The organism is Roseovarius albus (assembly GCF_900172335.1).
Classification (GTDB): Bacteria; Pseudomonadota; Alphaproteobacteria; order Rhodobacterales; family Rhodobacteraceae; genus Roseovarius; species Roseovarius albus.
Window position 1 is genome coordinate 456,089 of sequence record NZ_FWFX01000002.1, and the last position, 20,739, is coordinate 476,827.

Sequence of the window (20,739 nt, forward strand, 5' to 3'; positions counted from 1 at the left end):
TATGGCGCGTAATGAGCATCTTTTATCAGTCGGAAATGAAGCATTGGAGCCGATGACCTCGGCAATGTCAGGGCTGACCACTCAGATTGATCAGTTGACATCAGTTGCAGATGCGCGCTCGTCCGCGCGCTTGGCGACGTTGAAAACACGAATGGAAGAATTCACCGCCAGTGTGACGTTTGTTGGACAGGTCAAGGCGGGTAAATCTTCGACCGTAAATATTCTGGCGGGTCGCCCGAATTTGTTGCCGTCAGATGTAAACCCGTGGACCTCGGTTGTGACGACGTTGAATGTTAACACCCGTGCTCCCAGCGATATCAAGTCCAAATTCACGTTCTTCAATCAGGATGAATGGAATAATCTGATGGTTGGAGGAGGTCGTCTCGGCGAGTTGGCCAACCGGGCCGGTGCCGATGATGAGATGGATGATATCCGCCGTCAAATTGGTGAAATGAAAGCCGCTTCTGAGGAGCGTCTAGGCAAACACTTTGATCTGGTTCTGGGGCAAAGCCACCAGTATGATTATTTCGATGATGAGCTGATCCAGAGGTATGTCTGCCTCGGGGATGAAGATGATCCCGATATCGATCCCAAAACCGGGCGCTTTGCGGATGTCACCAAATCGGCCGAACTCTACATGGATATTCCGCAGTATCCGATCGCATTGAAACTGTGTGATACTCCGGGTGTGAACGATACCTTCATGGTGCGTGAGCAAATCACACTGCGGAGTTTGCGCGGGTCTGAAGTTTGTGTTGTGGTTCTGGCCGCCAGTCAAGCGCTAACCACCATGGACATGGCGCTGATGCGGGTCATTTCACAATTTGAAAACCGCCAGTTGATTTTGTTCATTAACCGAATTGATGAGCTAAAAGATCCGGTGACACAGGTTCCTGAGATCCGCGAGCGGGTCATGGATACTCTCGCACAAAATGACATTTCGACAGATACCAGTGTGGTTTTCGGAAGTGCAATGTGGGCCGAAGCGGCATTGACTGGCGACCCTGACATTTTGACCAAAGATTCGCGCGAAGCACTGAACACATTTTATGTGGCGACAGGACTCGATGCTGAAAAAATCTCGTTGGACAAGATCTGGGCGCTATCTGGGATGCCTGATTTGTTGTTTGCGATAAACGAACGCATTGCTGAAGGTGCGGGGATGCGGCTCTTAGAGCGAACCAAGAACAAGGCGCGCAACGTGGCCAGCCAAATTCGTGCGACATCTGTTGCGAAAACCCTGACAGACGCCGAAGACCTGAAGCGTGATCTTGATGGGCTGCCGCCGGAAGATGCGATTGCCAAGTTGATAAAAGAATACGATGAAAAATCGGCCGCTTTGAGCAAAATACTGCGCGAGAAAGTCGTGCACCGCCTGTCTGGCGCGGAGAGTAGTTTTGTAAAACGTGCAACAGATTCTCTGATCTCACACCTCGAGAAATTCGGTGAGCAGGGAACTTGGCAGTATGATCCGGCTGGGCTGCGTACGCTACAAAAAGCCGCTTACTTTAGCTTTGCCCGCAAGATGCGCCGAGAAACGGGGGCGCTTTATGCCTCTGCAGCAAAAGATGTCGAAGCACTTTATCATCAGCTACTAGGCAATCACTTGGGGGAGTTTTCGATTGAGGCCCCGATAGTGCCTCAAGTGCCGCCTCCGCTGGGTATCGGTCGAACAATCGCGCTCGATCTGCAAAGCACATGGTGGAAGCGTTGGTGGCAACGTCGAAAAGGGTTTGAGGCCTTCGCCTCTGATTATACACGCTTGATTGCCTCTGAAGCGAATTCGATCACCAAAGACCTAGAAGAAAACCAGATTGCGGCTGTGTTGGAGAATATTCGCGCATCCTTGGCTGACTTCATGAATGAGCAAAAGGACACCTTGCTCAGTATTGCGAATTCAAAAGATCAAAGTGCAGAACATCAGGCAGGTCTATTGGCTAAGGCCCAACCCGAGAAATCCAAGGACGAGATCCTTGGTGACATTCTCAAAGACCTCAATCATGAAGCAGCGTGAGCGGACCAATGTTAGACAATAAAAAGAACCGCCGTATCAATTCTGGTCAATGGGATCGCATCGAAGAGTGGTCGCGCCGCAAACCTGTTTTCGCCCTCATGGGAGAGTTTAGTGCTGGTAAATCCACGCTAATGAACTTCTTGCTTGGGAAAGAAACATTGCCGACTCAAGTCACGGCAACACAATTACCACCAGTATGGTTTTCTTGGGGAAATAGCTCTCCTTATGTGCTGCGAAATGATGGGCGTCGTGAAGACATCACGCTGGATCAACTGGAAGACGTCGGTGTTGAAGATGCACAATTTATCCGAATTTTTCTTGAGGCTGAAATTTTGGAAGCGATCGACCTGATCGATACTCCGGGTATTTCCGATCCAAAAATATCGGGGGACGTCTGGCAGCGGGCTGTCGGTCAGGCCAATGGTGTGATCTGGTGTACCCATGCAACACAAGCCTGGCGTGAAACCGAGCGCGCGACATGGGTATCTTTACCTGAGCGGTTGCAGCACAACTCGCTTTTGCTGATTACCCGCGCAGACACATTGAACGCGAAAGATCGCCAAAAAGTGCTGCGCCGGATCAACCGCGAGACTGGGTCCCTGTTCAACCGATCCATTTTGTTTTCAGCGCGTGATGCAATCATTGCACGCGAGAACAACGATGATCCTGATTTGGCGCTGCGTAGCGGAAGCGGCAAGATGTTCGATAGCCTGTTTGAGATTACAGAAAATATTATGAACAACCGAGCGCAGATTTTGACGCGCTACGATGTTCAAAGTGATGGGCGTCCGGACACTGTGTCACCTTATCTGCTAAGGCGCGAGGAAACGGTATCAAGCCCCGATAAACAATCGGAGGGCGCAGGTGAGCATAGCTCGGATAATACAATCGCGGTATTTCCAGTGCGTCCTGCGCGGGTTATACGTAACCCCGAAGCGCATACGTCGCGTGAGGACCGTTCAAGGATCGAAGTAGACGATTCGCAAAAATTGCGAGAGCAGTTATCTCAAGAAAAAGATGCGGCGCCTGCACTCGAACCGGAACTTCCGCAATGCGCTGCTGATATCGAAGTAACTGAGGATGTGGTTGATAGTGATGTATCTTTGGCCGATGATGCGCCCTCGGTCGAGTATAAAGTTGATAAATTTGAAGCTCTGACTGATACCGACTCGGATACCATTATCGATGGCAAGATGCCTCAGGCTGAGCTCGAAGCTGAGGCTGTTGAACTTGAAGAAGAGCCCTTGAAATCTTTGAGTGATCCTTCGGCTTTTGTTTCAGAAGCAGAAGCAGAAGCAGAAGCAGAAGCAGAAGCAGAAGCAGAAGCAGAAGCAGAAGCAGAAGCAGAAGCAGAAGCAGAAGCAGAAGCAGAAGCAGAAGCAGAAGCAGAAGCAGAAGCAGAAGCAGAAGCAGAAGCAGAAGCAGAAGCAGAAAATGTAGTTTCTCAACACGAGGATGTTGGGCCTGATGCTGTGTTGGAACGCCATCAGAACCCAAATGAAGACCTAGTTGAATCCCCTCAAGAGATCCTCAACGAGGCTGATGCTCTCGAACTACTAAGGGAAGTCGAGACTTCTAAAGACGCAGAGATATCTGACCTTTCGACCTCGCTGGAAGGGTTGGGTGAGCAAGAAGCTGTTGAGACAGTGGACAAGGACCTACTTCCGAAGGACGCTGTTGAGGCAATGAATGACCCTGCTTCAACAGAGATCGAAGATGGAAGGAGTATCACTGGTGATCAGCCAAACATTGAGAAATGTGAGATTTCGCAATCTTCTGATGATGACATCAACGGCCTGTTGGCCTCATTGTCTTTCCGTCTAAATCAGGATGAAGAGGCACTATTAGAAGTTTCTGACGCATCAAATGAAGATGTGAATGATGTTGCAGACGATACGAATATCGAAGGAATAATTTCTTCCATTGCAACCTCGCTTGGGCCAAAGGAAGGAACTGATGAACAAGGCGCTTTAGAAGGCTACGAAGACGAAAGTGAGTCAGTTTTCGATGCGGCGATATGCAATGAACCGTGTGTTGTAGCTGATCCAGAGTTTCAGGATGATGACAACGATCCTGCGAGTGCTGAGGTGTTACCTCTTTCTGATGCAAAACCAGCCGAGGCGTCAGAATCTGAACCCGCGGAAGTGATCAAGAGTGTTGCCAAAGCGGATGATCAAAGTCCGATGTCATCCGAACCGCCTTTAAGTGCGGCTTCAATGTGGCAAGAGATCGCGCGCCTTGAGGGGACAACGAACGATCCTGAAAAGTTGTTGAGCATGTTTGCCGCATTTTTGGAGGAATTCGACCAGATCGCGATTGAACATCAAACGCGTGTTATGCGTGATGCACTGGCCTCTATTCCAGGAGTGGAAGCGCGTAGCGGCGCTGAATGGCATGTGCTTTGATGCGAGTATTTTGCCGACATAATAGAAAGTTAGATGCCGCTATATGACCCGGATGTCGCCGGAGTGATGCCGTTTTTGTGCATAGAATGTATAAACTAAGAAGATCTGGATCTGAAACATGGCACTTGATGCTGCAATAAAGTCCGCATTGGATACTGTACCCGACTGCCTTGCAGTTGGTTACATTGACATGAATACAGGCATGTTGCTGGAAATGCAGGGTGAGAGCCCTGCCAGTGTCGATGTGCTTGAGACTGTATCAATTGCTATTTCGAATCTATTCCAAGGACATGGAGTGCAAGCCTTTGAGAAGTTGCTTGCGGAAGCCGGGGATGGCGCAATTGATAATGCTGGATTTAGTGAAGTCACGATTTTTTCAGGGGATCATCTGTTCGTTTTCCTGAAAGCCCGCGATTATCAGGAACACGTAGTGTGTTTCGTCTGCCGTGGCGGTGCCAATCCTGGAATGGTCATGGCCAAGTCGCAAATGAGCCTTGGCAAAATAGCCGAGGCGGTGTGAGGGGCGACAAGATGATTGATATGAATATTGTCGATATGCTGAGCGAGATGAGCAAAACGACCGTTGCTCGCCTTTCACCCGCGAGTGAATTGCAAAGCGACAACGCACCGGTTCGTCGAGCCGCTATCCTGCGCAGCATTCGAGACACCATTCTACCACGCCATTTGGAGTTTGTCGCGGCAGATGGCACGCGGCTTGTGCTTGAGGTGAGCAGCGCCCGCGTGGTGGAAATCCTTGAATTCAACGGCAAGACGCTCCCAGATTTTGAAAAAGATGAAAGGGTCTTTGTCACGCAGGCAATCGCCGAGGTAATCACTGAATTTAGTGCGGTGCCTGGCCCGTTGGAGTTACTGGCTTTGCATCCTGACACGTCGCCAGACGCGGATGACGTGGGCATCACTTTCAACGAAGTTGAACGTGCCTGCGATAAGTTGGAGCTTTCGGAAGAGAGTGGAGAAGACTCCCCAGCCCTGCAGGCGACTGCTGATGCTGCGGAATCTATTCAAAAAACACCTCGGGCAGACGTTGTAGCGACGCCCGCTGTGGCCAAAGATGCATTGTGCCCGTCATTCTTCGAAGGCTCAAAGGGATTTGCCTTGGAGCGTTTTCAAATGGCAGCGGATGGTTCGCTCAAAGCGGCGGGAGAGGGGAGCAATGGCGAAGTTTCATTTAACCCCGATGCAGACATTTTAACTCAATTTGCCCGCGACCTATCGATTTGGGGCGAAGATTGTGGAGCAGCCTTGCAAGGGCCGCAGATGATTTTGATGCGTTCGGCAGACAAGAAGGCGTCAAGTCTCGCGGTTGTGCGTGATGATAAAGATATATCGATCGCAATGTATGAAGCCCGCAAATTGGGGGCCGCGGTTGGCCTGTGGAAGTCACTAACTAAGAAACAAGAAAATTGAATTTACGACATGGATCCAAGGGATTTACCATAACAATTAGGAGCAAGTTTGACTTGTAGGTGCGATGAATAGTGAATTGAAACGCCGGGAATTAATTCGGATTGCCAACGAGATGCACGATGTAACAAACGAGGAAACGCGTTTGTTCATATCCAAGATTCAACAAGATCTAACTGAACTAAAGCCAGGGGTGGCGTTTGTCGGGCAAATCAAGGCAGGTAAGTCACGGCTTATCAATGGCTTTATCGGACGAGCCGAATTTCTGCCGTCTGATGTAAACCCTTGGACAACTGTTATCACCGATATGCACTTTGGCCACCCCAGCGGGCGGACAGACGGTGCGGAATTCCATTTCTTCGATAACGAGCAGTGGCAAGAACTGATCGCTGAAGGCGAAGAGATGCGCAAACTTTTCGCTGACGAAGAAGATAGCTACAAGCGCGAAATGATCGAAGAGCAGGTTGACGCGATGAAAAATCGCGCGAAGCTGCGCCTTGGAGCCAGTTATCAGAATTTGTTGGGTCAAACCCACGACCTGCCAGAGCTGTCCTCGGATGACCTGATGCGCTATGTCTGTGCGGGCGATGACCCGACAGATTTAGACGATGGCGAAGACATCTCTGATCGAGGTCTGTACAGCGATGTAACGCGCAAAGCCGAAGTGTATTTTGAACTCGGCCACTTCCCGTTCCCGCTGACGGTCACGGACACGCCTGGTGTGAATGACCCGCTTCTGATCCGCGAGGAAATTTCACGTCAGTATCTTAAAAAGGCGGATTTCTTTGTTGTTGTTCTGTCCGCACATCAGGCGCTTTCGCGCGCTGATCTGAAACTGTTTCGCCTGATGCAGGCTCTGGAACTCGGCCAATTGGTTGTTTTCATCAATCGTGTAGATGAACTTAACGATGGTGCCGAGGATGCAGCCAAGGTCAAGGAAGATGTTCGCAAGGGCCTCAAGCAGGCCTTGGTCGGCTCTGAGATCGAAGTTCTAACCGGCAGCGCACAATGGGCTCATTATGCTTTAACTGGTGACGAAAACGGCGTTGATCATGACGACGTTTTGGCGTGGTTACGAGCCAATCCGGCTTTGATGCAGAAATATTTGGATGGCGTCAAAGACATGAAGCGCGGCGACGGGCCGGTTAGCCGAGAGGCTATCTTGCGTTTTGCAGCAATGGTCGCCTCTGGCTTGCCGGAATTGCGTAGCTATGTGACGGACGCTCTTACACTAGGTACGTGTGGGGAGCAGATGCAAATGGCTTGGCAGCATCTCAACAGCTTTGCCAAGGGTGAATTGGAGAGAAGTGAGGCGCGCTTGCGTGCGATCGGTCAAGAACCTGTTGAGCGGGGTGTAGACACACTGAGCAATAATGAAACCTTCAACGAACTGAGGGCCATGATCACCGAAAAGTCGGAGGGCATGATTCAGGATATGGATGATGTGTTCGCCAATTTGCGCGGCGTCATGGATGATACCGTTGGTGAACTTGTTGCAAATGTTGTTCATGGGCCCAACGGGAAATCTCCGCTTTTGGCGCAGGGTGCCGCAACGGAGTTGGATTTCACCGCACTTAGAGAGCGGATGCGGGAGTTGATCCAGGATGCGACGCAGGTGGTGCGGCAACGGCTGATGCATGAACTTTATGCCATCGACATGCATAGCAATGCGGTATTGCAAACACTGCCGGGTTGGGAAGAAAGCGAAAATGGGCGGATGAACACAAGCGCGGTGCGTTGGTTCCGGCCTGACACCAGCGCTCTGAGCCGAGGCATAACAGTTGAGCTACGTGTGTCTTGGCTATCTCGGTTGTTCTCGAAAAAGAGCTACGTGGCGCGGGCAAATGAGATGATCACACAGGAATTCGAAATGATTGGTGATGATCTGGTTGATACCGCCCGCACCGACATCATTGAGCGAATGGAGACTGTGCTCAATCATCACCAGGCACTTTTGGCCGGGCACTTTGATGACGACCGCAGAAACGGGGCAAAGGGAACAAACACCGAGACCGACCCACAGGGCGCGTTTGATCAACTGCGGCGTATAACGGGAGAGCTAGAATTGGTGTATGGCCCTGCAAATTTTGAGGACAGGCTAGCGGAGGCAGCAGAGTGATCGAATTTTCCGATACGGAACAAGAAGTTAGGCAGTTAGATCGGTTTCTTTCAAAAACTGAAAACCTGCCATCCTCGCCCGAGCTTGAAGCGCTGCGCGCGCGCGCGCTGGGGCATGCCGAACGCTTGTCCAATGCAGTTGCGATAGGTTTTGCCGGCGAATTCGGCGCTGGCAAGTCCAGCTTGGCGAATATGCTGGCTGGGGCGGATGTTCTTCCAACGGGGCCGCAGCATCTGGAACTGCCTTTGGTTATCGTGGCGTATTCTGAAGAGCCTCAGACAACTGTTGGTTGGTGGGATAAACCCGAGAAAACCTATGCCGGAATTGCGCTTGAGAAAGCGGCCGCAGACAAGCCTGACTTTATTTCCGTGGGTTTGAATTCACCTGCACTGCGCGAGGTATCTCTGTTTGACTTGCCCGGATCAGGGGCCTTGGAAGAAAGTTATGACAAGGCCTTGGGGCTTTTGAATTTTGTGGACTGCGTCATCTGGTGTACGAACGGGGCCAATGCCTGGCGCGAAAGCGAACGCCATCTCTGGTCTCAGGTCCCCGCCAAGCTACGTGAAAACAGCGTGCTTGCGGTGACACACGCCGATTTGCCGCCAGTGCGTGAAGCGCTTGATCGGGTTGTTTCCAGACTGGAAAAAGAGAAAGACGGGTTGTTTCAATCTGTTGTCCCGATTGGGACCCCCGAAGCCGTCAAGGCGATGTCAGCTGAACCTGAGCCAAACCTGGAGCTTTGGAAAGACTGTGGCGGGCAAAGGCTGGCCGAAGAAGTGCTGCGCATCGCTTCAGTTCGGCGCAGTAAGGATTTGGAAGATGCCCAAAAGGATCTGGAAAATTTGTTCCTCCCCGCTTTGGCTGCGTTAGACAATACTCCGGATGTCACGCCGGTGGCAGACTCAGCAGTCAGAATCAGCGACAAAGAAAACTTGCATCAAGCGCTGCCAAATATCAGCAATCCGTTGTTGGAAGAGTGGCTTGCGGCGGTCACGGACATTTATGAAGAGGTTCGAGAGGCGACTGAAATGAAGCCCTCTGCCTTCTTGCAAAATTGTCAGGAAATTGTGGAAGAGTTTTCAGATCGCCTGGAAGACAGTGAGGGCCTTTCGCCATCGGCTGAATGGGTCCCCGCTGAGTTTGAAAAGGCCGCAGATCTGTTGTTGTTGTTGCAGTATGAAAACGGGACAGATGTTCTGCGGGATGCAGTGAGCATTTTGGCTCAGCTTGGGGACAATCTGGCCTGGGCGGGCAGTACGCCTATGGATTCGTTGGCCCGCACTGGCACCTGATTGTTTCCGGCTTGGAAAGAATGATTCTGATGAAATCGAACTGTAGAATCGGGCTTTGGCTTCGATTTCTTCGTGTCAGACCTATGACACCTATGAAGAATTGGTGAAATTGAAGGGTATTTTATGGTTGAAAATCAAAGATTTAGCATCTTGTTGTACCCGTCGAGTAAATGAATTTTGAACCATACCGAAGTCATCCGGTGGCCAAATTTTAGTCTTAATTTTTCAGTCTAACCTTTGACTGGGTACTCTGCGGAAGAGTGTATTTTAGTCAGTTCCAAGGCCTTCGCTCCGGCCGATTTACCGCAGGTTTTGCAATCATGGCGGGAATACTATGAGTCAAAATCGGGCTGTTGAAGACACACAAGACGAAAATCAGATTGTAGGGTTGAAACCGGGCGCAAAACTGCTGCGCGGGCAATATGAAATCATCAGCTTTCTAAGTAATGGCGGTTTTGGAATCACCTATCTGGCGCGTGACAGTTTGGAACGTGATGTCGTTATCAAAGAATGCTTTCCTGGTGCGCTTTGCCGACGGAATGGCGACCTCGTTGAGGCAGTGGACCCCGCTTACAATAAAGACCTGCGCTCGATCATCGAACTGTTCATTCTTGAAGCCCGCAATCACGCCCGTCTGGTTCATCCAAACATCGTCGATGTTCATCAGGTGTTTGAGGACAATGATACGGCCTATATAGCGATGGACCTTATCAAGGGGTGTGACCTGCTTGATTATGTTCAAGACAGCAAGAATGACAGCTCACCCGACTTCATTGTGCAGGTCACTGAAAAAATGCTGTCGGCTGTTTCCTTTATTCACGACAGCGGCATGTTGCACCGTGATATTTCGCCGGACAACATCCTGATCGACGAAAACAAACAACCCGTCTTGATTGATTTTGGTGCAGCCCGCGAGCAAGCCGCAAACAAGTCGGCTGCCTTGCTGACTCTGCGGGTGATCAAGGACGGCTATTCTCCGCATGAGTTTTATGTGCGGGGTGCAGAGCAAGGCCCCAGTAGTGATTTGTACGTGTTAGCGGCGACGCTGTATCACACAATCAGTGGAGAGCGACCAATCGACGGTCAGACACGTCTTGATGCTTTCAACAATAGCCAACCCGATCCTTATGAGCCGCTTAGTGGCCGTTTCGAAGGTTATCCGAAAGGTTTCCTCGAGGCGATCGACAAGGCAATGGAAATCCATGTGCCAGATCGTCTGCAATCGGCTCTTGAATGGCTACGCATGTTCCGGGGCAAAAAGGTCGAGTTTGACAACTTCAGTTATCGCCCTGTGTCCGTCATCGTCGCGGTGGACCGTGAGGACGAAGAAGAGCTGAGCGAGGCTGAACAAGAGCGCATTCGCGCCGAGACTGAAAATGCTGAAGCTGTAGTCAATGCGCTGCTAACTGGCGACATCGACGCGGGACCGGATGTGAATCAACCCGCCGCCACCTCAAAGGCCAAGCCTGCGCAGGCTATGGATACCGTGGTCCGCAATGACTCTGGCGGCAATGGTAAACTCATGGCTGGTGCCATGTTGGTGGTTATCGCTTTGGCGGCTGGCGGGTATTTTGCGATGTCAGGTGGGGAAGATGAGGTTGCAGTCACCACTGACGTTACTGTTGCTACAACAGTTGTTGAGCCCACTGCAGAAGAGCCCGTCGTAGAAGAAGCTGGGGTAGAGGAAGTTCCTGCGGCAATCACAGAAGCGGTGAATGCCGAAGAAACCGTTGAACCAGCTGCTGCACCTGAAGAAGCTGCCGCTGTAGCAGAAATTGAGACGCCTACGACGACAGAACCGGAAGTGGCGGGAGAGCGCGTTTCTGTAGAAGAAATCCCCGCTGTTGAGCCGAAAGAAGTAGAAGTCGCTGTGGCCAGCGAGCCTGCGGAAACCTCGGTTGTTGAAGCCACCGTTGAAGACGTTTCAGAGGCTGCTGTTGCCGAGCCCGTCAACCTGCGTGACGAGCAGATCGCCTTTTCGCATTGGGATGTGGATATTCCGTTCCGCACAAGTGTTCGGAAGATCTCCACAGCAAGCGCAATTGCGATCAACAATGTGGATCGGGATGCTGACATGTCTGTCATTGGTGACTGGGTCGAGCGCGGTGCCGTGATCTTCACTTTGAATGGTGAACCGATCCGCAAGAATGTGCCTTTGGCGACTCAGATCATGAATGGGACAACTGCAGATGAAGATGGGTATTTCCGGATCGTGGCGAGGTACCGCGCAAAAGGACAGACCCGCGTCTCAAATGGCTTGCTGGCATTGCCGGCAGTACACGTGATCGGGCTGGGGAATGGAGTGACCTTTGCCGTCAGCAGTGATGCCAAGGGTGGCTGGAATACACGTGTGAGCGAGCTTTCCGCCGGACACGGCACGACACTGCGCGTCGATGACATCATCGTTCAGGAACAAACCACGGGCGTGAAGTTCGATGGTCAAGACAGCCTGAAGTCCACGCTGGAAAAACTTGTCGAACTCGGCAATCCCAAAGCGGAATTCACCATCATGCGACTGAGCGGCATTCAAAAAGCACACATGGAGTTGGTCGCAAAATGATTAAGAACGCAATCAATCGTCTCACTAACAAAACGGTTTCCATCAACCGAGAAGCAGAAAAGGTCTAATTGATATGTTTAAATATAAAAGCCCCCTCAGCCGTCTTCTCGAAGGCTCTGCAAAGTCAAATGAGGACGCAAAGGACAAAGTCGAAGACAGCAATATCGAAAAACTCGAGCCGATTGCAGATTTGAATGTCCTGCGTCAGGTGCTGGCAGAAGAGAAAATCAAAGCCGCCTCATTCGAAGACAGTGAAGAGCTGCTGCCAGAGCAGAAAATGCCAGATTTCCCAGATCAAGAAGAGTCCAAGCCAGTGTCAGCGATGGACAACATGCCAGACGTTCTGGTGATCAAAGAAGCGCTGAGCAACGAAGAGCCACCAAAGGAAGAAGCGAAGGCGGAAGAGCCAGCACCGCAGCTTGAAGTTGCCAAAACAGTAAACCCAATGACTGAAGCGTTTTCACCGGCACCAGAGCCGACCGAGGCCCCGGAGGTAGTTGAAACACCCGTTGCTGAAACTCCACCAGCCGTGGCGCCAGCAGCACCGGCACCAGTATCCGCAAAATCAGATGACCGCCGCGACCGGGTGAAAACCACCTTCCTTGGCTTCGAGCGCCCAGATGCGCATGTACAGGACCTGATGGAGCAGGCACCAGTTGAGATAGCCAAGCAGGCCAACGTGACGTTCCCAGTGGGTTGGTTGGTTGTGACCTCTGGCCCCGGCCGCGGTGCCAGCTTAACAGTGACAGCAGGTTTGATGCAGATCGGGCGCAATGACGATCAAGCTATTCAACTGGACTTTGGGGATACGGGTATCTCTCGCAGCAGCCATGCTGTGATTGCGTACGATCCCGAAGATCGAAAATGCTATCTGGGCCATGGCGGCAAGGCTAATCTGGTGCGTCTGAATGGTAGCCCGGTTCTGGCCACTGTACCTATGTCGAACGGCGATGAAATTCGCATAAGTGAAACCACCATGCGTTTCGTAGCCCTCTGTGATGAAAACTTCGATTGGTCGGATAAATAAAGAATGCTGGCAGCCCCAACATATGACATCGCAGTCATTGCGGACCGAGGTCGGCGCGAGATGCAGGAAGATGCAATCGCAACCCGCACCTTCGATTCAGCCGAAGCCGCCTATGTTGTCGTCGCTGACGGCATGGGCGGGCACGAGGCAGGCGAGGTCGCCTCTGACCTTGTGACAAAGGCCTGGCGTGCCACTCTGGATGTGCAGCTTGAAGGCAGCGAAGTGGCAGAACGCAATCTACTGGATGCACTGCCAATTGCAGCGATGCAGGCCAACGTCGACGTCTCGGAGTATACCGAAGAAAGTGGCTCGCTGCAGATGGGTTCGACCCTTCTAGGGACGCTCTTGTTGCGTAATCGCCTATTCTGGATCTCAATCGGCGACTCGCCTTTGTATCTGTTTCGCGAGGGACATCTGGTTCAGATCAATGAAGATCACTCGATGGCGCCGATGATCGATGCGAAAGTGGCCGAAGGGGTGTTGAGCGTCGAGGAGGCGCAGGCCCATCCGGATCGCAATCTTTTGACGTCGGTCATTATGGGGGCCGCGATCCCCAAGGTGGATTGCCCAAGTTCTCCGCTTGAGTTGACGCCAAGCGATGTCCTGATCGCCGCCAGCGATGGTATTCAATATCTCAACGATGGGCAAATCCTTGAGGTATTGAACGCCTGCTCGGGGCTCACTGCTCAAGAGATCGCTGATACCCTTCTGAAAGCTGTTCAGAGCCAGGAAGATCCTGATCAGGATAATACATCCATTGCCGTTGTAAAGTTGTTATCAGTTTGAAAATAAAAGAAAAAGAGAATGCGAGGACTATGAATAGATATCTAGTAGCATCCAGCCTTGCCATAGCAGGAGCATCTGGTTCAGCTTTCGCTCAGGAAGCCTGTTCCACATATGTCATTCAGCGTGGTGACAGCCTGAGAGAACTGTCGATGTCAGTTTACGGAACGGCGGATTATCGAGCGATTTACGATGCAAACCGCGATGTGATTGGTAGAAATCCCAACATCATCCAAGTCGGTGACACATTGCAATTGCCCTGTGTCGACTCTGCGATTGCAAGTGGTGAAGAGAAAACTGAGGCTGAGAAACTGGCGGCAGAAATGGCTGCGGATTTGGTTCACGCTGCCGAGGCTCGTGCCGCAAAGGCAATCGCCGAAGCAGAGGGGCGTGTTGCGGTTGCCGAAGCCGAAGCCCGTGGCGCCAGCTCAGAAGAACTGGCCGAAATTCGTGCCAATGCTAAGGCTGAGATCGAAGTTGCCCGCGCGGAAGGTGCTGCGTTGATCCGCGACGCTGACGGTGGCGAACGCCCAGCGATCCGTGACCGTCAGGTTCTCATGATCACAGGCGGCAACTATGCGCCATTCACTGACGAAGGCTTGCCAGATCGGGGTCTCTATACCCGCTTGGTGGAAACCGCCTTTTTGCGTGCAGCTCCGGAACAGGCTTACAAGATCCAGTTCGTAAATGACTGGAACTCGCATTTGGACCTGCTGATGCCAACTTTGGCATTCGATGCAACCTTCCCTTGGTCACGTCCGAACTGCGAAGAGCCAGAGGCCCTGTCAGAGGGTGATCGCAATCGGTGCGAAACATACAACTTCTCGAATCCATTCTATGAAGTTGTCGATACATTCTTTGCGAAAGACGGCTCAGGTTATGAAGAGGCCCGCAGCTACGTTGAGTTTGCGGGAACAATCATCTGCCGCCCCGAAGGCTGGAGCCTCAGCCACTTGGACGCGGTTGGCTTATATGAGCCAGCGGTCACTCTGATGCGTCCGGAATCGCCCGATGATTGCTTTGATGCAGTTATGAGTGGTGAAGCCGATATCGTTGCGGTTGAAGCGCATCTTGCAGTCGAGGCGATTGCCCGTCTTGGGTACGAACACCAGTTGATCGAAAACCCAAACCTTGCGGCAATCAAATCGCTCAATGTCATGACACACATCGATAACCCGGATGGGGAAACGTTGCTTGAGACGTTGAACGAGGGTCTTGAAATCATGCAGCAATCTGGCGAATGGCGCGAAATCATTTCGACCGCCCTACGCTATCAAATGGAAAACGGTTAACGCCCGGCCTGGGCACGAATTTGGAATATCTGGAGGACAAAAATGTTTGACTTTAACCTGAAAAACATCTCACTGACGGCTTTTGCCGGTGCGGCTGTGATGGCCGGAAGCGCCAGCGCACAAGAAGCATGTACCAACTATACCGTTCAAGATGGCGACACACTCGCGACCATCTCGATCACGGCTTATGGCACATCCAACTATCAGCCAATCTTTAACGCCAACCGGAACGCAATCGATAACCCCGGTCAACTGGCCCCAGGTCTGGTTCTGGCTCTGCCTTGTGAAGACGGTAGCCTGCCAAACGGCCAGTCAGCTCAGGAACTGATCGCCCAGCAAGAAGAGCGTGCTGCGGCAAACCGCGTTTCCAACGTCTATGCACCACCAATCAAAATGGTCACGGGCAGCAATTGGACTCCATTTGCCGATGATAGCCTCAACGGTGGTGGCATCTTCCCTCGTATCGCCTCGACCGCGCTGAACCGTGCTGGTAACCAGCGTGAATATTCGGTGAGTTTTGTGAACGACTGGACCGCGCACCTGCAGACTCTGCTGCCACTGGGTGCTTTCGACGTGTCACTCGCGTGGAACATTCCAGATTGCTCAAACACCACATATGAGTGGTCTGAAGAAACAACTTACCGCTGCACCCAGTTCAACGCAACTGTCAGTGTGTACGACACGGTTGTTGGTTTTGTTTCGCTGCCAGACAGCCAGTATGCTTCAGCACGTACCTATGACGACCTGAAAGGTGCAACCATCTGCCGTATGAAGGGTTGGTTCACGTCCGACCTCGAAGAACAAGGCCTTGGTGAACCTACAATCACATTGCTTCGCCCTACCACTGCAAAAGAATGCCTTGATGCCGTTCTGACCGGTGTTGCTGACATGGCGTCCTTCGAACTTGAATCCATCGCGGCTGAAATGAGCGGCATGGGCCTGACAGGACAAGACCTTGTTGAGAACCCGAATGTGACAACTATGTCGTCACTGCGTTTTATCACCCACAAGTCCAACCCGTATGGACGTCAGTACATGGCGATGTTCAACCGCGGTCTGAACGAAATGCGTGAATCGGGCGAATGGTATGCGATTATCTCTGACTCGCTGAACGAGCAAAACCAGAAGAACAACGCCGAAACCAACTAAGCGGTATTGGTCTGAAGAAAGATTGAGGGCCGGTCCTATGGAGCGGCCCTTTTCAATGTGTGTTGAATACGGATGTGATTCAGATTGTTTTTCCGGAAGCCACCAGAAGTATTGATCAGGCGGCCAGTCCTTTAGACCCCATATCCAGAAACTTCTGACGGCGATCCTGTATCAATTCATCGGGAGTTTTGCCCGAAAGCTCTTCCAACATGCTATCGATTGCTTGCCTAACAGCTTGGATTGTCGCATTGGAATCGCGATGTGCGCCGCCCATGGGCTCGTCTATGATCTGATCTGCGATTCCGAGTTTGGTTAGGTCTTGCGCGGTCAGGCGAAGCGCCTCGGCTGCTTCGCGCATCTTTTCGGCGTCTTTCCAGAGGATCGAGGCACAGCCTTCGGGCGAGATGACGGAATATACCGAATGTTCCAACATCGCCAATCGGTTGGCCGAAGCAAAGGCCACAGCACCGCCAGAACCGCCTTCGCCGATGATAACGCTGACCAAGGGCACTCCGATTTGCAGACATTTCTCGGTTGAGCGCGCAATTGCCTCCGATTGACCACGCTCTTCGGCACCTTTACCCGGATAAGCCCCTGGAGTGTCAACCAAGGTGATAACCGGCAGGCCAAACCGTCCAGCCATTTCCATCAGGCGGATCGCCTTGCGATACCCTTCGGGGCGCGCCATGCCGAAATTACGCTCAATGCGCGATTGCGTATCATTGCCCTTTTCATGGCCGATCACCACGACGGGGGTGTCATTGAAGCGCGCCAAGCCACCCATGATGGCCAGATCATCGGCAAAGTTTCGATCGCCCGCCAGCGGTGTGTATTCGGAGAACAGCGCTTCGATGTAATCTTTGCAGTGCGGGCGCTCAGGATGGCGTGCAACCTGGCATTTGCGCCATGGCGTCAGGCTTTTGTATAGGTCGCGCAGCATATCGGCGGCTTTTTTATCCAGCGCGCCAGCCTCATCATCGACATTCATCTCTTCGTTGGCGCGGGCCATAGCCCGCAGCTCTTCGGCTTTGCCTTCGATTTCGGCCAGAGGCTTTTCGAAGTCGAGATAATTGGTCATTCCGTGCTCCACAATTGTCGTTGCGATATATGGCGTTATCGCAGGCAATTTGCAATCACATCGCGGCGAATCCTGCACGAAATGCGAACTCTGGTGAACTGAAGACCGGAATTGGCAGGTCAGACAGCAAGGCTGCAGCACCCGCCATTGAAGCTTGCGCCAAGATCACACAAGCGATGTCACGCTTGTGTTCGACCATTCCGCGAATTTCGCTGGCAAGGACAGCGGCAAACGCCTCATTCTGCCCCGCCTCAAACAAGGGCCAATACTGCCCAAGCGGCATCGCGTGGACCTTGGTCGGCATACCTGCCTCTTCCAAAGCGCGATCCAGCAAGGAGAGGCTAGGCTGATAGGTGCTGTCTAGGCAGTAGGCAAACATGATCGGCCCGCCTGTCTTTGCCGCCTTCTGCATCATCGGCCAATCTACACGGATGGCACCTGCTTCTTCTGCGACAGCGCCGATTGTTGTGCAGGTGCAGACCACTGGGCCTGTCATCTGGCCGATTTCGTCTTTGATTTCTTGCTCAAGTGCGGGATCAACGCCGGTTTGCGCCCGTGCGAGCCACTCAGGCCGGACAATGTGCGTGATGTCTGTGCCCGGTGCGATCTGATCGCGCAGCGCATCAAAGGTCACGCGATGTACTTCTGCGGTGTGAACGAAGGTCAAGGTCATGAGGTGGCTCCCATTTAAGACAAGGGATGGCTTACCGTTGACCTTCGGCAATGAAAACAGGGATTTTTACGTATTGGGCCACAGAACTGGTATCAAGGTCGCTACCAGCAAGAGCGCCATGGTGATGTTGAAGGTTTTCAAACGCGTTTGGTTTTTCAAAATCCGTCGCATCTGCTGTCCCAGAACAGTCCAACTGGTGGTGCTGACACAAGAGACCATCACATAGGTGCCCGCGACCCAAAGCACAGCTGTCAGATCGCGGCTCGTGGCGTATAGAGTGATCGCAGACAAGGCCATGGTCCAAGCTTTAGGATTAACCCACTGAAAAGCCGCTGATTGCAGAAAAGTCAGCGGTTTACCCCCAGCCTCGGCATTTTTGGGCGCTGCCGAGTTTGCAATCCTCCAGGCTAGGTACAGCAGATATGCGACGCTGGCGACTTTCAAAATGGTGTAGCTCATGGGCCAGCGATCAAAGATCTGCATGATCCCGATGCCGACCATCACCACCATCACCGGCATGCCAAGGCCAATGCCCAGCATATGCGGCACCGTGCGCCGGAAGCCAAAGTTGGCCCCAGAAGCCATAAGCATCAGGTTGTTTGGCCCTGGCGTGATGACCGTGACCAAAGCGAAGGTGAAGAGGGCGGAGTAGAGTTCAACTGTCATGGCCGCAATCTTATGCCGTAAGTGATGCATTTGAATTGCGTATGCTTGTTGAGATTACACTTGTAGTGCAATATAATTTGCTCATGGATCAGATTGACCAACATATATTGCGTGAAATTTCGAAGAACGGGCGCATTAGCAATCTGGATCTGGCGGATAGAATCAATCTTTCTCCCTCGGCGTGTCTGCGCCGTGTGCAGGACCTCGAGCGGCGCGGGGTAATCACCGGATATCGCGCCATTCTAGACAAATCGAAGCTAGGGGTGGGTTTTGTGGCCTACGCCACGGTGGGCCTCAGCTCGCACACCAAGGCCAGTCAGGAAGCATTTGAGCGCGCCATGGCCATCGCGCCGGAGGTGGTCGAATGCCATAACACCACCGGGGCCGTAGAATATCTTTTGCGTATCGAGGTGTCTGACTTGGCGGCGTACAAATCCTTTCACACCGATGTGATTGGCACCTTACCACAGGTTAGCTCTATCACGTCCTATGTGGTTATGGGATCACCAAAAGACGAGCGAGCGTGACGGAAATCACGAACCTTCTGGCGCAAATGCTTTGGTTGTTTCGCTGACTGGTCTTATATCCCGGAGGGAGTTGGCCCTATCAGATTCTGCATATCTCAGGCTGATATGGTAGGAATGAGAGACACTTTTTCCCGCGTTTACTCACATGGCTGAAGACACCGGGCATCATCTGATGGAGCACTGCTATGGACGGCAAGATTTTTGACAATGATATCAGCAAGGTTGTGGATGCTGACCGTGCCCACGTTTGGCACCACCTGATCCAGCACAAGCCTTTTGAAACCGGCGAACCCCGAATCATCGTGGAAGGCCGCGGCATGCGTGTTTGGGACCAAAAGGGCAAAGAGCACATTGATGCCGTCTCTGGAGGTGTCTGGACTGTTAACGTTGGCTACGGTCGCGAGCGTATCGCCAATGCCGTACGCGACCAGTTGGTCAAACTGCCATATTTCGCCAACACAGCGGGTAGCATTCCTGGCGCGATCTTTGCTGAGCAGCTGATCGACAAGATGCCTGGCATGAGCCGTGTCTACTACACAAACTCAGGCTCGGAAGCGAACGAGAAAGCCTTCAAAATGGTTCGTCAAATCGCGCACAAGCGTTATGGCGGCAAGAAGTACAAGATCCTGTACCGTGACCGCGACTACCACGGCACCACCATTTCGACCCTGTCCGCCGGTGGTCAGGACGAGCGTGGGGCACAGTACGGCCCATTCACCCCTGGCTTCATCCGCGTGCCACACTGCCTTGAGTACCGTGCGCAGTGGGATCTGTCGGGCGAAGAATACGGTATCGCAGCTGCGAATGCGATCGAAGAGGTCATTCTGGCCGAAGGTCCGGACACCGTTGGCGCTCTGTGCCTTGAGCCCGTGACTGCGGGTGGTGGCGTGATCGTGCCGCCAGAAGGTTACTGGCCACGTGTTCAGGAAATCTGCAAGAAATACGACATCTTGCTGCACATCGATGAAGTTGTTTGTGGCGTCGGTCGGACCGGCACGTGGTTTGGCTATCAGCACTATGGCATCGAGCCTGACTTTGTGACCATGGCCAAAGGTGTGGCCTCGGGCTATGCAGCAATTGCCTGCTGTGTCACCAACGAAAAAGTCTTTGACATGTTCAAAGATGACGCGACTGACCCGATGAACTATTTCCGTGACATCTCAACCTTTGGTGGCTGCACCGCGGGTCCTGCGGCGGCGATCGAAAATATGGCGATCATCCAAGAAGAAGGCCTGTTGGAAAACACCGTGCAGATGGGCGATTATATGCTCGACCAGCTGAAAGCCTTGCAAGATAAGCATAAAGTTATCGGTGACGTGCGCGGCAAGGGCTTGTTCTTGGGTGTGGAACTGGTTTCGGATCGGGCAACGAAAGAGCCTGTCGACGAGAAGCTGGTACAGGCCGTGTCCGGCGATTGTGCAGCAAACGGCGTTATCATCGGTGCATCAAATCGCGCGATTCCGGGTTTCAACAACATGCTGGCCTATAGCCCTGCGCTGATCGCAACCAAAGACGACATCGACGAGATCGTCACTGCGACAGACAACGCACTGACCAAAGTGTTCGGCTAAGCCACTCGCCAAGTGCTTTAGGAAAAGGCCGCGTTAGCGGCCTTTTCCTTTTGTGATTTGTGTACAGCCTGTACGTTTTGACTCCCTGTTATTTACACAAATCCGTTGGGGTGGTTTCCGGGGCTTTGAATCGGTCGCATGGTTCAAACGTCGCATGG

The 20,739-nt window shown here is 52.4% G+C and carries 16 protein-coding genes; 13 read left to right on the forward strand and 3 right to left on the reverse strand.

Annotated elements, in window-relative coordinates; all coding sequences use genetic code 11:
• Window position 1: 1 nt before the first annotated feature.
• The 11 genes from ROA7450_RS05100 to ROA7450_RS05150 all read left to right on the forward strand — a co-directional run bounded on the left by ROA7450_RS05100 (window position 2) and on the right by ROA7450_RS05150 (window position 16,066).
• Entirely contained in the window at window positions 2-2,014 is a 2,013-nt protein-coding gene (locus tag ROA7450_RS05100; protein WP_085804572.1) for a dynamin family protein, read from the forward strand.
• An 8-nt stretch (window positions 2,015-2,022) separates the two neighbouring features.
• Window positions 2,023-4,419 carry a dynamin family protein gene (locus tag ROA7450_RS21135; protein WP_200812923.1) on the forward strand — a complete coding sequence of 799 codons (2,397 nt, stop codon included), beginning with the start codon at window positions 2,023-2,025 and terminating at the stop codon, window positions 4,417-4,419.
• 118 nt (window positions 4,420-4,537) lie between these two features.
• Complete coding sequence (locus tag ROA7450_RS05110; protein ID WP_085804573.1) at window positions 4,538-4,939, forward strand: hypothetical protein; 402 nt, start codon at window positions 4,538-4,540, stop codon at window positions 4,937-4,939.
• Window positions 4,940-4,950: 11 nt separating this feature from the next.
• The gene (locus tag ROA7450_RS05115; RefSeq protein ID WP_085804574.1) at window positions 4,951-5,847 is read left to right on the forward strand and encodes a hypothetical protein; all 897 of its coding nucleotides are present in this window, start codon (window positions 4,951-4,953) and stop codon (window positions 5,845-5,847) included.
• A gap of 112 nt (window positions 5,848-5,959) precedes the next feature.
• Window positions 5,960-7,963, forward strand: coding sequence for a dynamin family protein (locus ROA7450_RS05120; protein WP_234999446.1), 2,004 nt, complete (start codon window positions 5,960-5,962; stop codon window positions 7,961-7,963).
• Entirely contained in the window at window positions 7,960-9,255 is a 1,296-nt protein-coding gene (locus ROA7450_RS05125) for a dynamin family protein (protein ID WP_085804576.1), read from the forward strand. The genes ROA7450_RS05120 and ROA7450_RS05125 overlap by 4 nt, the downstream gene beginning before the upstream one ends.
• 334 nt (window positions 9,256-9,589) lie before the next feature.
• Complete coding sequence (locus ROA7450_RS05130; RefSeq protein WP_085804577.1) at window positions 9,590-11,815, forward strand: serine/threonine protein kinase; 2,226 nt, start codon at window positions 9,590-9,592, stop codon at window positions 11,813-11,815.
• A gap of 73 nt (window positions 11,816-11,888) precedes the next feature.
• Window positions 11,889-12,842 (forward strand): FHA domain-containing protein, encoded by a 954-nt coding sequence (locus ROA7450_RS05135; protein ID WP_085804578.1) that lies wholly within the window; start codon window positions 11,889-11,891, stop codon window positions 12,840-12,842.
• Window positions 12,843-12,845: 3 nt separating this feature from the next.
• On the forward strand, window positions 12,846-13,628 hold the full coding sequence (locus ROA7450_RS05140; RefSeq protein WP_085804579.1) for a PP2C family protein-serine/threonine phosphatase: 783 nt from the start codon (window positions 12,846-12,848) through the stop codon (window positions 13,626-13,628).
• 29 nt (window positions 13,629-13,657) lie between these two features.
• Window positions 13,658-14,917 carry a transporter substrate-binding domain-containing protein gene (locus ROA7450_RS05145; RefSeq protein WP_085804580.1) on the forward strand — a complete coding sequence of 420 codons (1,260 nt, stop codon included), beginning with the start codon at window positions 13,658-13,660 and terminating at the stop codon, window positions 14,915-14,917.
• Window positions 14,918-14,959: 42 nt separating this feature from the next.
• A complete protein-coding gene (locus ROA7450_RS05150) occupies window positions 14,960-16,066 on the forward strand; it encodes a transporter substrate-binding domain-containing protein (protein WP_085804581.1) in 1,107 nt (368 codons plus the stop codon).
• A gap of 115 nt (window positions 16,067-16,181) precedes the next feature.
• Here the strand turns inward: ROA7450_RS05150 and ROA7450_RS05155 are convergent, their stop codons facing one another.
• The 3 genes from ROA7450_RS05155 to ROA7450_RS05165 all read right to left on the reverse strand — a co-directional run bounded on the left by ROA7450_RS05155 (window position 16,182) and on the right by ROA7450_RS05165 (window position 18,483).
• Window positions 16,182-17,144, reverse strand: a complete 963-nt coding sequence (locus tag ROA7450_RS05155) for an acetyl-CoA carboxylase carboxyltransferase subunit alpha (protein WP_085804582.1) — start codon at window positions 17,142-17,144, stop codon at window positions 16,182-16,184.
• Between the two features lie 55 nt (window positions 17,145-17,199).
• A complete protein-coding gene (locus ROA7450_RS05160; protein WP_085804583.1) occupies window positions 17,200-17,817 on the reverse strand; it encodes a hypothetical protein in 618 nt (205 codons plus the stop codon).
• A gap of 66 nt (window positions 17,818-17,883) precedes the next feature.
• Window positions 17,884-18,483, reverse strand: coding sequence for a LysE family translocator (locus tag ROA7450_RS05165; RefSeq protein ID WP_085804662.1), 600 nt, complete (start codon window positions 18,481-18,483; stop codon window positions 17,884-17,886).
• Between the two features lie 83 nt (window positions 18,484-18,566).
• Between ROA7450_RS05165 and ROA7450_RS05170 the strand changes: the two genes are divergently transcribed.
• Both ROA7450_RS05170 and ROA7450_RS05175 read left to right on the forward strand, forming a co-directional pair.
• The gene (locus ROA7450_RS05170) at window positions 18,567-19,010 is read left to right on the forward strand and encodes an Lrp/AsnC family transcriptional regulator (protein ID WP_085804663.1); all 444 of its coding nucleotides are present in this window, start codon (window positions 18,567-18,569) and stop codon (window positions 19,008-19,010) included.
• Window positions 19,011-19,195: 185 nt separating this feature from the next.
• Entirely contained in the window at window positions 19,196-20,581 is a 1,386-nt protein-coding gene (locus ROA7450_RS05175) for an aminotransferase family protein (protein WP_085804584.1), read from the forward strand.
• Window positions 20,582-20,739: the final 158 nt, after the last annotated feature.